General features: G+C 53.4%; 10 protein-coding genes and 1 tRNA gene. 5 read left to right on the top strand and 6 right to left on the bottom strand.

What is annotated here, in order from left to right:
* Positions 1-431 precede the first annotated feature (431 nt).
* Positions 432-986: a hypothetical protein gene (locus tag KIH39_RS22540; RefSeq protein ID WP_213495638.1), complete on the top strand. Its 555-nt coding sequence runs from the start codon at positions 432-434 to the stop codon at positions 984-986.
* A gap of 396 nt (positions 987-1382) precedes the next feature.
* Here KIH39_RS22540 and KIH39_RS22535 read toward each other — a convergent pair whose 3' ends face one another.
* The 5 genes from KIH39_RS22535 to KIH39_RS22515 form a co-directional block, all read right to left on the bottom strand.
* Entirely contained in the window at positions 1383-2912 is a 1530-nt protein-coding gene (locus tag KIH39_RS22535; protein WP_213495635.1) for an IS1380 family transposase, read from the bottom strand.
* Between the two features lie 249 nt (positions 2913-3161).
* Positions 3162-3656 carry a hypothetical protein gene (locus KIH39_RS22530; protein ID WP_213495633.1) on the bottom strand — a complete coding sequence of 165 codons (495 nt, stop codon included), beginning with the start codon at positions 3654-3656 and terminating at the stop codon, positions 3162-3164.
* 623 nt (positions 3657-4279) lie between these two features.
* The gene (locus KIH39_RS22525) at positions 4280-4828 is read right to left on the bottom strand and encodes a hypothetical protein (protein WP_213495631.1); all 549 of its coding nucleotides are present in this window, start codon (positions 4826-4828) and stop codon (positions 4280-4282) included.
* Between the two features lie 342 nt (positions 4829-5170).
* Positions 5171-5241: transfer RNA gene (locus KIH39_RS22520), tRNA-Gln, on the bottom strand.
* A gap of 10 nt (positions 5242-5251) precedes the next feature.
* Positions 5252-5926, bottom strand: a complete 675-nt coding sequence (locus tag KIH39_RS22515) for a redox-sensing transcriptional repressor Rex (RefSeq protein ID WP_213495629.1) — start codon at positions 5924-5926, stop codon at positions 5252-5254.
* A 153-nt stretch (positions 5927-6079) separates the two neighbouring features.
* Between KIH39_RS22515 and KIH39_RS22510 the strand changes: the two genes are divergently transcribed.
* From KIH39_RS22510 to KIH39_RS22500, 3 genes are all read left to right on the top strand, one after another.
* Entirely contained in the window at positions 6080-6970 is an 891-nt protein-coding gene (locus KIH39_RS22510) for a tetratricopeptide repeat protein (protein ID WP_213495626.1), read from the top strand.
* Between the two features lie 165 nt (positions 6971-7135).
* Complete coding sequence (locus KIH39_RS22505; RefSeq protein WP_213495624.1) at positions 7136-10297, top strand: DUF1553 domain-containing protein; 3162 nt, start codon at positions 7136-7138, stop codon at positions 10295-10297.
* Between the two features lie 101 nt (positions 10298-10398).
* On the top strand, positions 10399-11862 hold the full coding sequence (locus tag KIH39_RS22500) for a DUF1501 domain-containing protein (protein ID WP_213495622.1): 1464 nt from the start codon (positions 10399-10401) through the stop codon (positions 11860-11862).
* Between the two features lie 399 nt (positions 11863-12261).
* Here the strand turns inward: KIH39_RS22500 and KIH39_RS22495 are convergent, their stop codons facing one another.
* The gene (locus KIH39_RS22495) at positions 12262-12678 is read right to left on the bottom strand and encodes an Hsp20/alpha crystallin family protein (protein ID WP_213495620.1); all 417 of its coding nucleotides are present in this window, start codon (positions 12676-12678) and stop codon (positions 12262-12264) included.
* Between the two features lie 371 nt (positions 12679-13049).
* On the opposite strand from KIH39_RS22495, the gene aqpZ reads away from it, so the two are divergent.
* Positions 13050-13787 (top strand): aquaporin Z, encoded by a 738-nt coding sequence (gene aqpZ, locus KIH39_RS22490; RefSeq protein ID WP_213495618.1) that lies wholly within the window; start codon positions 13050-13052, stop codon positions 13785-13787.
* Positions 13788-13796 lie beyond the last annotated feature (9 nt).

Below are 13796 nucleotides of genomic sequence, written 5' to 3'. Positions count from 1 at the left end.
TACCAAAACAAGTTCGCCGGTCAGATTCGAAATGATTCTCAACTCCAATTTCTAAATATGGAAAACGCTTATAAATTTATTGCGAGGGTATTTGCGCCCACAAAATACTCTCTCGTAAGATAAATTCATGTCGAGTGATAATGATTTGTGAAGCGGCTAACCCAGTAGAGAATTATTAGAAATTGGTCGAAGCGTAGAAGAAAACTGCTTATTTTTCTCGCTTAATTTCAATGTTTATTAACTTGATGTTTTTAGCAAATTGAATGAAATCCAATTGTGAAGATGTCTACTTAATTCCCTGAACCTATTGAGTTCCCAAATTGCCCAGCCTATCGTTCTTACCAGCTGGAGCTTGAGGGTTTTGGTTAACCGGAAACCGCAAATCCAAGATTCCAGTTTAACTCGTACGTCCTAATCAGAATGGAGTCAAAATGAGCACTGTTGAAACTCGCCTACATGATCTGGAACGAGAGAATGCGTCGCTTAAAAAAACGATGAAGCGAAACAGTCGGATTCTACTCGCGGCTCTCATCGCACTTTTTGGCGTTGGCACTTTGGGTGCCAGGACCATAGCAGATCGCAAAAATGCTGATTTCGACATCGTTACTGCTCGACAGCTTCGAGTTGTGGATGCTGACGGCAAAGTCAAAGTTCTAGTTGCAGCAGATAAGCAGAGCAATCCTTCGATCGTTCAGGGCTATGTTGCAGTTTTAGACGATTTGCAAAATGGATCCGCAATCTTCGGACACTGGGGAAGCGGTGATTTAGTGTGGTTTGTAGATGGTGACAAGAGTGGAAACAATCTCTACCTGGGAGCACTTCAGAAAGAAGTTCTAGTCCAATCAGCAAATGCCAACAGTCACAAGCTGAACTACAGACTTTTTGCCAAAGAGGGGCAATCAGGAATTGATTTCACATCGAATGTGAAGGAACCTGATATGAAACACACTATCGAGAAGCATCTTAAAGAAAAAGGAACTCCATAAGGTAGTCTTTCTGAAAGCGATTTAAATCCTGGGCGAGTACAACTTTTTAGTATTAGAAAGAAGTACTCGCCTTTGATGTTCTATAGCCATGAACTTTAGGGAACTTTCAACAGAACGCATCAAGGTTAATCTGCGAATTGCATTCTGGGCAGGTCATTTTCAGGTCGATGATTTTGTCAAGGTCCCAGTGATCGCCTAGACCTTAAACAAGCGAAGTTTTTGATGCCAATTCCGTGGGGAGTTTTAGCGAGATAGTTCGATGAGTCCTCCGCGCCGGAGCTTTTCGCTCGGCCGAACGCATACTTCTATTTTTCAAACATTCTTCCTTTCCGCGAATAGCTCTCGGCGTTTTATCGGATCGGGACATCCGGATCCCGACTTCAGTCGGTCGAACGATCAGCACCTCAGTGCTTTCAGTAGTCGGAAGAAGATTGGCAAGTGCGGGTTCCAGCCGAGCAATCGATAGACGATGCGGCCGGCCTTCCGGACGATCTGACAAGGCAGAAGCATGAAAGCATTGAGGAAGGTTTTGAATTCCATTTTCAAAACCGACTGCTTCTGGTCCCGATGCTTTTCCCGCCAGCGACCAGGAGTTTCCGGCAACGTCAAGGCCCACCAGGCTTTCAAGTTCCAGGCCAGGGAGGCCATCACCATGTACGCCCAATTGCTTTCCAGATCGTGCAGCGGCGCGTGCAAGGCCCGGCAACCGCCCTTGAGCTGCGCTATCAGATTTTCCTGATTGCAGCGATCGTTGGCTTCGTAGACGACTTCGGCGGCCGTGCACTCCCGGTCGTTGGTGATGTAGAAGAAATAGCGTTCGTCCGGATACAGAACGGATTCGCCTTTTTCCACGGAAAGATTCTTGCGAATCACCACCAGGCGATACGCCCTTCGGCAAGCGGTCGGTTGGTACTCGAACTCGGCCACCGCTTCGGAGATCAACTTCACATTTACGAATTCCCGCTCTTGGACGATCCGCTCCTTGGTGTTTTCCCGTCGGTGTCGCAACTTCGCTTTCGCCGAGTATTGCGCGGGACGCTCGAGCTTGTGCCAAGCCGCTTCCGGCAGTTTTTCCGCGATTGCTTCGAGGTTTTGCTTCGAATCGTAGCCGAAATAAAAGCGTACCTTGGCGTTGGCATCCCAGCCGTCGAGGCGAGTGGTCTGCGAGAAATCGGTGTCGCCGCGAAAGACGATCCTGCGAAAGCCCGCTTGAAGGCACAGCAAAAGAGCCCGGTCGAGTTCGACCGCGGCCCCTTCGTGCGAAGGGCGATTGCCGGGACGGTTGACGATGCTCAGCGTCTCACCGGTGTTGGCCAGGGTCACCGCCAGGGGGTGGTAACACCAGTCTCTGTTATAGTTGATGTCCATCCCCGCTTTACGCTCGCCACGCGTTTGGGTAAAGCTGCCGTCGGCGTCGATCTTCGCGCATTCCCAAAAGGAATCGGGTTGCTTCGACCAGACGCGTAAACGGGTCTGGTTGAAAGCGTCGATCAAAGCCTGGATGCTGCCACTATCGAAGCGTCGACAAAAGTCGCCCGAAGTAGTCGGGTCGGGAAAACGCTGAGTGCCCAAGGCGTTGAGAAAGTTTTCGTCGCTGCGACGCAGTTCCATGTCTTGCAGGCAGGTACCCCCGCAAAGGGAATTGTAAGCGATGGCCAATACGTGGTCCGATTCCGAGTAAGGCCTTTGAAATTGGAGCAGATGCAACTTCTCGTCGATGTCGTCGATCAGTCCGATACGCCGGGCCAGAAGGTGCATGGCCCCGAGGCCTCCGCAACCGATCGCCCCCACGCGTTCGGAGACTTCGTAATGAATGTTGGAGGCGTCGAAAGAAGGAGCGAAGGTCATCGCGGCCTCTCGCTTAGCCAGGCGACGTTCGATTCGACTCTTGCATTTTTGAAACCAACGTCCGAAAATAACATTCACTCGAAACTCCTTTTTGCGACTGTCGATTTGTTAAGCGGTTACTTACACAAACCGCAGAAAACAAAAAGGATTTCGAGCTTTCTTCGATAAATCGAAACAATTCCCAAAAAAACTACGCTGGTTTAAGGCCTAGATTCGAGACGCCGCAGTGCGGGCACTCCACTTCGCCCATCAGCGCAAAGCATCCATCCAGGCCTAAAGCTCGCTCGTCAGTGTTGGCCTCAATCATAGTCGCTTTTCCAGTGGGGGTTAAACACTCTTTCCGATCCCGCCGAGCACCTCGGCCAAGTTGATTTTTACCGTGGCGCCCGCTTCCTCCGCGGCCGCTTTGTCACGCATCCGTTTCCGATCCGCTTCGCGTTTCCGCTCATCGATCAACAGTTGCACCTTCGTCGCCAGATAGTCCACCAAACTCCCCGGGAACTTCGCATCGGCCCTCACTCCGGGCTTGGTCGCGTCGTGCAGGATCTTGATCATGTCTTCGACATCGACCCCCCAGCGGGAGATCCAAACCGACAGACTCGCACACAGGGGCAAGGCGGTTTTCTCTTTGTCCGCGAATAACGAAAACAGTTCGAACGCCGGGCCGGCGACTTCACGCGGCAGGAGGCGGAAGGGCTTCTCGGCGATCTCCAGCATTCGCTCCGGTTCCAACAAGGACAAAGGTTTCGCGTCTTTGATCGCTCGGGCCTGATTCATCGGGATCTCCGTAAACGTCGGCGGCATAGCTCGCCAGAAGGTCATCTTTGCTCTGGGATTTCGGTTTCAATCGGTGCAACGCCGGCCGTTCGACCCACTTGGATTTGCTCAGCCAGCGCCAGGCGAACGGGACGAATTGCCCGCGATCCGAAATCCACTGATCGGAACGGACCCACCACTCCAGGCCTTCGAGCACCTGGGAATAAAACTCCGGCGGGTGGCACTGACAACCCTTTAGAATCACCGTAAGTCATTGTCAGGTAATGTTTTGGGTCCCACTGGCTATCTGCCTGTGCCTGAGAAAGAGAAATCTCGGAGACATTTCGCCAACTCAGAAACAAATTCGATCCGAAAACGGGAGTTATATCGAAATGGTACTGTCAGATAGCCAGTGCCACCCAAGTCTAGATTGTACAGGGACTTGCGTTTATTGAGATGGGGTGCCAGTGTCACCCGTCGCAAACTGATAGAGAGCATCTCCATGATTCTCGACCCAGTTCGCAGGATCGAGAAATGGCAGAGGTAAAGATCGATCCAGAAAGGTCACTCGGCATCTAGTCGGCATCCGTTTTTGTGAGCCGCTAGATCGGATTAGTCGGAACTCGAGCGTAAGGATTACACGAAATTCCGGTTTTGGGCGAAATTGTTAGTCGCGTGGCTAATGGCTACTAAGAAGCTTCGGATTCGTTTTTGCAACCGCCGGATTCGCCGGAGCCTAGTTGAGATCCAACCCGCAAGCCAATTAGACCGGAAATTGCGAGTTCCACAAATGGGAGATCCGTGGAAGTGGCCAGGATATAGCCCACTCGCTTCGGCCAGTACTGTTGATCTTCGACGGAAACAGATTGGCACCATCGGATTAAATCTTTACCCGCTAATCCGAAAGCTCCAAAGCAGCCAACGGCCAGGAATGCGGCGGCCAAGGGTCTTAGAAATCGCGAACTACGGAAATGGACAACCCACACCAATGCCAGGAGTGCGATCAGCCAGAAAGCATGCATGGCGATCAGCGACTGGAGAGGGGGAAAACAACCCCAGACTCCACATAATTCTTCGCCGAAATCGTAGGGGATGTCGGAGATATAGAGTGAGGAAACCGCCGCCGTCAACCAGCCGATGGCGATCCAGGCGGGTCTCCGAGTTTTATGAATCGGACAATCGAGGGGACACAAATCGGTTGCGGTGTCCTTTCTGGATTCTGTTTTTCCCTGGTCCATGAATCTTCACTCGCTTCAAAAGTACTCGTGTGAGAGTTGCTCGCGAGACATAGCCCCAGTCCGTCTCACGGCTAGTATTTGGATGCGCTCGGAGTTCAGAAGTTACAGGTTCCGTAATAAGATTGTTCGTAACGTGCCCTCCATGAGGAAACCTCCATCAAGAAATCCTCCCCACAAATTGTGAGGGATAGGTCCAGCGACGCGAGCCCCACGCGGGAGCGATGCTGCACCCAATTTGCACCCAAAATGGCGTTTGGCGACGAAACAAGCACGAAGGGTGTTTTTCGTAAGTGCTTATCCGATAACTACTTATGGATTTTTTGAGGCGTCAAAAAAAGTGAACTACCCGACTAGGATTCGAACCTAGACAAAGGGAACCAAAATCCCTTGTGCTACCGTTACACTATCGGGTAAAAAAGGCGATCAGACCAGAGCCGCGGACTGCACGCTAAATGCCAATTGCTCCAATTGCATCGCAAGATCAATGTTAACGATCCGGACCGATTTTGGCAACCTCAACACCGCCGGAGCAAAATTCAAAATTCCCCGAATCCCTGCCTCCGCCAGCAACTCCGCCGTCGACTGCGCGGCCTCGGCTGGCACCGTCAACAAAGCCAACTCGGCGTGTACCTTCTTGAGAGTACTCCTCAGGTCGCCAATCGACTGGATTGTCATGCCTTCAATCGGCGTGCCGATCTTCCCGGCGTCACAATCAAACAGAGCCAAGATCTCGAAGCCATGTTCGCGGAAATTCTGGTAGCGGATCAACGCCCGAGCCAGATTCCCCACCCCCACCAGTATAGTCGGCCAGTTTCGGTTGAGTCCCAGCGCACTGCGAATGGCCGCGATCAGACTAGGAATTGAATAGCCGATCCCCCGCTGACCCAGACTGCCGATGTAGGTCAAATCACGTCGAACCTGGGCATCCCGAATCCCCAGCATTTCCGCCATTCGCTTGCTCGAAATGGTTTCCTGCTTCGCTACCTGCAACGGCTCCAGACAACGTAAATACAGACTGAGCCGATGGGCGCTGGCCTTGGGAGGGGAAGCCCCATTCGGCGGCGGTAAGTGCGTCTTCTTCGGAGTCAGGTTTTCCATGAGCCCTCACTATCCGCATTACCCTATCAAATTACCTATATTATCATTCACTTTGCCAAGCTTCCCCAGCATTCGCTAATTTCGATATTACCCATTTTTCGATACTTTCCGGCACAGCCGATTTTATCGGCATTCTCAGTCGGAAGGCTTTTCATGCGGTATCTCAGCCTACTCATAGTTCTCGCTGTGGTCATGGGTTGCCAAAGTACTCGCAACAGCTCTACGCCCAGCCCGGCGGGGGTCGAAACTCCTGCTATCCCTAGTACGGAAACGGCAGCTCCTCCGGTCGCCACTTTGAATAATGTCTCGCCCCCGGTCGAAATCGAGCGCCCGGCCAAGCCCGCGGAACCGGAAAAACTGGTGGCCGCCGCGCCGACCGTGCTGGTTAAGAAGCCCGAAACCAAGTTGCCCGAAGCCGCGAGCGCTGAGAGAGTCGATCACCTCATGAAGGCCGCGGAGTGCATGGAAAAGCAGGCCCCCAAGGAAGCGGCCGAGCACCTCCGACAGCATATCGCGGCTAATCCCGATCAGATTATGATTCGGGCCTACCTCGCCGAGATGCTCTACAAAATGAAGCAGTTTGATGAGGCGTACTGGCAATTCGACCGCTTCACGGCGGATGCCCAAGAGGCCTCCGGACCGGCACACGAACACCTGATTCACTGCCACACCCGTCTGATGGAAATGGCCGACGAAATGAACGAAGGCTATGCCGAGCATCTGCATCGGGGGATCGGGCTTTATTTATTGGCGAAGAAAAGTGCCAAGTCGGTCTCAGATGCCGATGAGCACCTTTCCGAGAAATTATTTTTGAAGGCGACGGCAGAGTTCAAGCTGGCTCAGAAGTTGAGTCCGACCGAAGCCCGCCCGGCCTGGTACCTCTACTTGTGCTGGACGCAACTGGGACAGCAGGAACCGTCGAATAAAGCTCTGAAACTGGCTGCGGAGCTGGCTCTGACGTCCAATCTTACGCCCAGCGAGAATCAGAATCTGCGGACTACGGTTTTGGCCACCCCCGGCATTCGCAAAAAACCGACCGAGTAGCGCCGCCTAAGTCCGTCGAATTTTCACTTTCCAATTCCTGCTTCCGCACAAATTCGGGTTTGTTCTTACGACCGTCTGCGGGTATATTAGATAGTGTGAGGCAGGTACCTACCTACCGACCTGCCGGAAGAAAATCGCCCTTCTCCGATATTAAAGGATCCCACAATGTTGCGATTCCAATCCGCTCTCCTCGGGTTGTTTGCCAGTGCAATCGCCGTTCATGCGGAATCTCCCACCAAGCTGGAATACAACCGGGACATCCGTCCGATACTCGCGGAGAACTGCTTTCCCTGTCACGGGCCGGATAGTGCTTCCCGAAAAGCGGGACTTCGCATCGATCAGCGCGAAGGGGCTTTGGCCAAGAAAGCCATCATCCCCGGGAAAAGCGTCGAAAGCGAACTGATCGTTCGCATCCTGTCCAAAGACGATACCGAGAAGATGCCGCCGCCGGAGACGAATAAGAATATCACCCCGGCCCAACTGGCGACTTTGAAACAGTGGATCGATCAGGGCGCGGAATATCAGGCCCACTGGTCATTCATCCCGCCGAAGAAACCGGCCATTCCAACGGTGGCCAATCAAAAGTGGGTGACCAACCCGATCGATAATTTCATTCTGGCCGAACTGGAAAAGCGGAAGATTACGCCGGCCCCCGAAGCGGAACGCCGGGCTCTGATTCGACGCTTATCTCTGGATACCACCGGCCTGCCGCCCGATCCCAAGGATGTGGAAGCGGCCGTGAATGACAAATCGCCGAACTGGTACGAAAAAGTCGTCGACAAGTTCATGGCCAGCCCCAACTGGGGAGAGCATCGGGCTCGTTACTGGCTGGACGCCGCCCGGTATGGCGACACTCACGGCATCCACTTCGACAACTATCGGGAAATGTGGGCCTACCGCGACTGGGTGATTAACGCCTTCAATCAGAACATGAAGTTCGATGAATTCACCATCGAACAGCTGGCCGGGGATTTGCTGAATAACCCGACTCTCGACCAGAAAGTGGCGACGGGTTTCAATCGCTGCAACATCACCACCAATGAAGGTGGGGCGATCAACGAAGAATACCTGGTCCTCTATAACCGCGACCGCACGGAGACGGTCAGCCAAGTTTGGATGGGACTGACCGCCGGTTGCGCGGTGTGCCACGATCACAAGTTCGATCCGCTGACGATGCGGGATTTCTACTCGATGGCCGCATTTTTCAACAACACCACTCAGGCCGCGATGGACGGCAACATTAAGGATACACCGCCAATCATTAATGTTCCGATGCCAGAAGATCGAGCCAAATGGGAAACGGTAACCAAGCAGATGAATGTGGTTCGGGCTCAGATCGCCGAGCGCAAGAAAACGGCTCACAAAGATTTCGATGAGTGGGTCAAAACCGCAACCCCGGCCACGGTAGCCAACTGGGAACCGAAGAATGGCCTGAAATTCGAAATGCCGCTCAATGAAAGCCAGGGAAAGAAACTGGCGTACAAGAAAGATGGCAAGGAAGAATTCATCACGGCGGAAACCGGCTTTGCCTGGGGCGATAAGGGACGCTTCTCCGAAAAAGCCTTTCAGGTGAAAGCGGGCGGAACGCTGAACATCCATGAAAGCGTGGGCGATTTCGACACCAAGCAACCCTTTACTGTCAGCGTTTGGGTCAAGCCACATGCTCGCGGAGTTACAGGCGCAGTTATCGCAAAAATGGATCTACCTCCGGCCCATCGGGGATGGGATCTCTGGATGGAAAATGATCGGGTGGGTACCCACTTCATCAGTAACTGGCCGGATAATGCCGTGAAGGTGGTCAGCAAGACTCCTTTGAAATTGAACCAGTGGCAGCAAGTCGTTATCACTTTTGATGGCAGTGCCAAAGGCGAAGGTGTTCGCATCTTTGTGGATGGCAATGCTCAAGCGGTGGATATCCTCAGTAACAATTTGAAACCCGATTCGACCACCCGCACGAAAGTTCCCTTCCAGATTGGTGCACGCGGCGACAACAATCGAAACGACAAGATCGCCATCGGCGATGTCCGTCTTTACGACCGTAGACTGGATGTGGCAGAAGTCGAACGGCTATCCAAGAGCCTGCGATGTGCCGATCTGCTGAAGAAAGAAAAGCGAACTCCGCAAGAAAACAATGAGCTGTTCGAAGCCTGGTTGGCCGCGCAGGACAAGCCCTACCAGAAGCTAATCAGCGATTCGACTGCACTGCAGGAAGAGGAAGTCCGCATCAAATCCCGCGGCACCATCACCCACATCATGAATGAACGGGACGGCGAACCGATCGCCTACATTCTCAATCGTGGGGAGTACGATCAGCGCAAGGATAAAGTGAAGGCCGACGTGCCTAAATCACTGCCGCCGATGGATAAAAGTCTGCCTCGAAACCGACTCGGCTTTGCCGAGTGGCTGCTGAAGCCGGAGCATCCGTTGACCACTCGAGTCACGGTGAACCGCTACTGGCAGGAAGTATTCGGTAACGGTCTGGTTCGGAGCAGCGGCGATTTTGGGATTACCGGCGAACTTCCCACGCATCCGGAGTTACTCGACTGGTTAGCCATCGAGTTCCGCGAGCAAGGTTGGGACATCAAGAAATTCTTCAAGATGATCTTCATGTCGTCTACCTACCGTCAATCGGCTGTAACTCCCAAAGAGAAGCTGGATGCCGATCCTTCGAATAAATGGCTGTCGCGCGGCCCGCGCTTCCGAATGGATGCCGAGATGATTCGCGATTACGCCCTGGCCACCAGCAGCCTGTTAACGAAGAAAATTGGCGGACCGAGTGTGAAACCCTACCAGCCCGATGGGGTCTGGGAAGCGGTGGCCATGATCGGCAGTAACACCCGCGACTATCGCCGCGATACTGGCGCGAATCTCTATCGCCGGAGCATGTATACCCTCTGGAAGCGGGCCGCTCCACCCGCCGCGATGGAAATTCTGAACGCCCCGAACCGGGAGACCTGTGCCGTCCGCCGCGAACGGACGAACACCCCGATTCAGGCGCTGTTAACGATGAACGACATCCAGTTCGTCGAAGCCGATCGTAACCTGGCCGAGAAGCTTCTGAAATCTCCGGCCAAGACCGACGAAGAGCGAATTCAACTGCTCGGTGAAATCGTGCTGTCTCGGCCTTTCAAACCGGCCGAAATGGCGATTCTCACAGCTGGCTTGAAGGATCTTCACACGGAATACAACAGCAAGCCGGATCAGGCCAAGAAGCTGATTGCCGTGGGCGAATCGAAGGCCGATCCGAAGGTGGATGCCAAGCAGTTGGCCGCCTGGACGATGCTGGTGAACGAAGTTCTGAACCTCGACGAGGCTTTGAACAAGTAAGAGATAATTGCATGGCCGCGAACGCGGCGGATGGCGGATTTATTTCGATAAAAGTTCGCTTCGATTAAAGAAGCGAACTCTATTTGCGAAAAGAGAAACCGATGAACTCTCTCCAGAATCTTGGTCTGAATCTGACCCGCCGGCACTTCTTTGGGCGGGGCACGCACCTGCTCGGCGGCGCTGCTCTGGCCGCCTTGCTGGGTCAGGAAACGGCCCGGGCTACCGGAACTAAAACCGGGATCGGGGCGGCCGTGCCGGAAACGCACTTCCCGGCCAAGATCAAGAATATCATCTATCTGCACATGGTCGGCGGACCTTCCCAACTCGATCTCTTCGACTGGAAGCCGAAACTTCACGACCTTTACGATAAGGATCTTCCCGAATCGGTCCGCAACGGCCAGCGTCTGACCACGATGACCAGCGGACAATCGCGATTTCCGCTTTGTCCGACGATGTACAAGTTCAAGCAGTACGGCCCCTCCGGTATGTGGCTTTCGGAGATGATTCCCAACATAGCCAAGATGGCCGGGGATGTTTGCTTCGTTCGATCGATGTTCACGGAAGCGATCAATCACGAGCCGGCCATTACCTACATGCAGACTGGCAATCAGGTGACGGGCCGTCCCTGCCTCGGGGCCTGGGTCAGCTATGGCTTGGGCTCTTTGAATCAGAATCTGCCGACCTTTGCGGTGATGGTGGCCGTGCCGCGCAATCAGGAGCAGGTGCAGGCGATCAGCGCCCGGTTGTGGCAGTCGGGTTATCTGCCCGGCGAACATGCCGCGGTTTCTTTCCGGGCCAAGGGCGATCCCATTCTGTTCATCAACAATCCCGACGGTGTCTCCGGTGAAACTCGCCGGAAGATGCTGGATGGCCTGAACAAGCTGAATCAGATGACCTTTGAGGAAGTCGGCGATCCGGAAACCCGCACGCGAATTCAGCAATATGAAATGGCTTACCGCATGCAGACCAGTGTGCCGGAATTGACCGATCTGTCGAAGGAGAATCAGAAAACTCTCGACATGTATGGCGATGAAGCCAAGAAGCCGGGCACTTTCGCCAACAGCGTGCTGATGGCTCGCCGGTTGGTGGAACGGGGCACTCGTTTCGTGCAGATCTACCACAACAACTGGGATCACCACGGCAACATGGCCAAGCGCATGCCGGATCAGTGCAAGGATGTCGATCAACCCTGCTGGGGTCTGATTCAGGATTTGAAACAAAAGGGCATGCTTGATTCGACACTGGTGATTTGGGGCGGGGAATTCGGCCGCACGGTCTACACGCAGGGCCGGCTGGAGCGCACCAACTACGGCCGCGACCATCACCCCCGCTGCTTCACGATGTGGATGGCCGGCGGCGGCATCAAGCCGGGCATGGCCTACGGGGAAACGGATGATTTCAGCTATAACATCATCAAGAACCCCGTGAGCGTGCACGATTTTCATGCGACGGTGCTGCACCTGTTAGGGTTCGACCATAACAAGTTTACCTATAAGTTCATGGGTCTGGATCAGAAGTTGACGGGCGTGGAACCGTGCAAGGTGATTAAGGAAATTTTGGCGTAGGTGGGGTGGGGAGCTGAGAGCTTTTAGCTTTCAGCGGTCAGCTTTCAGCGAATAGAGGGGACGGGCTCTGCTTTTGGGATTGTCCCCGACCCTTCCGAGGTCTACTGTCTTCCTTTAATGTTCCCTATTGATTAAATTCCCAAGAACGCATCTAACGATGCGTCGCTAATAAACGAAGTGGCTCGGGTTTTTTACTTCGAATCAATTCCAATGCACGCATCTGACGATGCGTCGTTAAAAAAACAAATTTAGCGACCCATCGGAAGCTTTGTGGAGATGCGTTAATAATCAAGCTCGCTATCGCATAGAAAGTGGGTCGGGGACAGGCACCCTGAGCAATACCTGTCCCCTCTCTGTTTTTCACTGACCGCTGAAAGCTGACCGCTGACCGCTCTTCTCTTACTTCACTTCCACCTTGCGCCATTGAGCCTTCTCGGCCTTCGCCAGCTTGATGCACAGCACGCCGCTGCGATAAGTCGCATCCAGCTTGTTGTGATCGATATCGAGAGAGAACTCAATCACTCGTTTCATTTTGCGGTGCCCGAATGGCAGTTTCAGTTCTTCTTCTGGTTTATGCTCCGCTTCTACCTTCAGATTGTTTTCGCCGAACTGGATGTCGAAATCCTTTCCTTCGAAACCAGGTGCATCGATATAGACTAATACGTCGTTTTCCTGCTCCTGGATGTAAACTCCCTGGTTCTTCGCAACCGATTCCTGATCCACGAAGCTGGGCAGGTTGTTGAAGAAACCATCGAACCAGTTGTTCACAGGGAACTCTCGAACACTTCGTCGAACTACGGGTAAGCCATTTCGCATTGTCCTAACTCCTGTTTGGGAACGCGCGGAATCGGGGCCGATCTCAGATAAATGACCTCTGGATCACGCTGGCGATTCCACCGCGCTCGTCTGTGTTTTTTGACCCGAAGATGCTAGCCACCTTCGGGATAACTTGTCGAGTTTGGACAAAGCAAGTGGCGCGCCAAACGCTCAGATTTCCATGAACAATAGCCGTAACTCATTACCTGTCAATAACTTGCAACTTCAACTAAGTAGGAATTTTGGCCACCCGGCTTCCTGTCAAATTGACACTCCGACAGCCTCTTGACGTATCAGATTAATTACGGACAATCGAGGTAACCTGAACAGCGTGTTATCTTCACCATTCTTCACACCCGGAAGGAAACAGTATGGATTTAAGTAAGAAGTTTCTGGCCGAGTTCTTCGGAACTTTCTGGCTGGTATTTGGCGGCTGCGGCAGCGCCGTCCTTGCCGCCAAGTATCTCACGCCAGATGGCGTTCAACTCGGAATCGGCTTTGTCGGCGTGGCACTCGCATTTGGTTTGACTGTATTGACCATGGCCTACGCCATCGGTCACATCTCGGGTTGCCATCTCAACCCAGCGGTATCGTTCGGCTTATTGTTCGCGGGCCGTATGCCCTTTAAGGATCTGATTCCTTACATCCTCGCCCAGGTATTGGGGGGTGCTGTCGGCGCCGGTTTCCTTTACTTCATTGCTTCCGGTTCGGGCAACAGCGGTTTCGATCTCAAGAATGGTTTCGCCTGCAACGGCTTCGATGAACACTCCCCCGGCGGCTACACGATGATTCCGTGCGCAGTCGCCGAAGCGTTGCTCACCTTCTTCTTCCTGATGATCATTTTGGGAGCTACGGATGCCAAGGCTCCGGCCGGTTTCGCTCCCATCGCTATCGGGCTCGGCCTGACTCTGATTCACTTGATCGGCATCCCGATTACCAACCTGTCGGTGAACCCGGCCCGCAGCACCGGCCCGGCTTTGATTATGAAGTTTCAGGGCAGTATCGATTGGCCGGTCAAACAGCTCTGGCTGTTCTGGGCGGCTCCGATAGGAGGCGCGATTGTCGCCGGTATCGTGCATCGCCTTTTCGCCAGCGAATCTAAGAATTGATAATTTCAC

Origin of the sequence: Telmatocola sphagniphila (assembly GCF_018398935.1) — a bacterium.
Lineage (GTDB): Bacteria > Planctomycetota > Planctomycetia > Gemmatales > Gemmataceae > Telmatocola > Telmatocola sphagniphila.
This window is presented reverse-complemented; position numbering and strand designations above follow the sequence as displayed.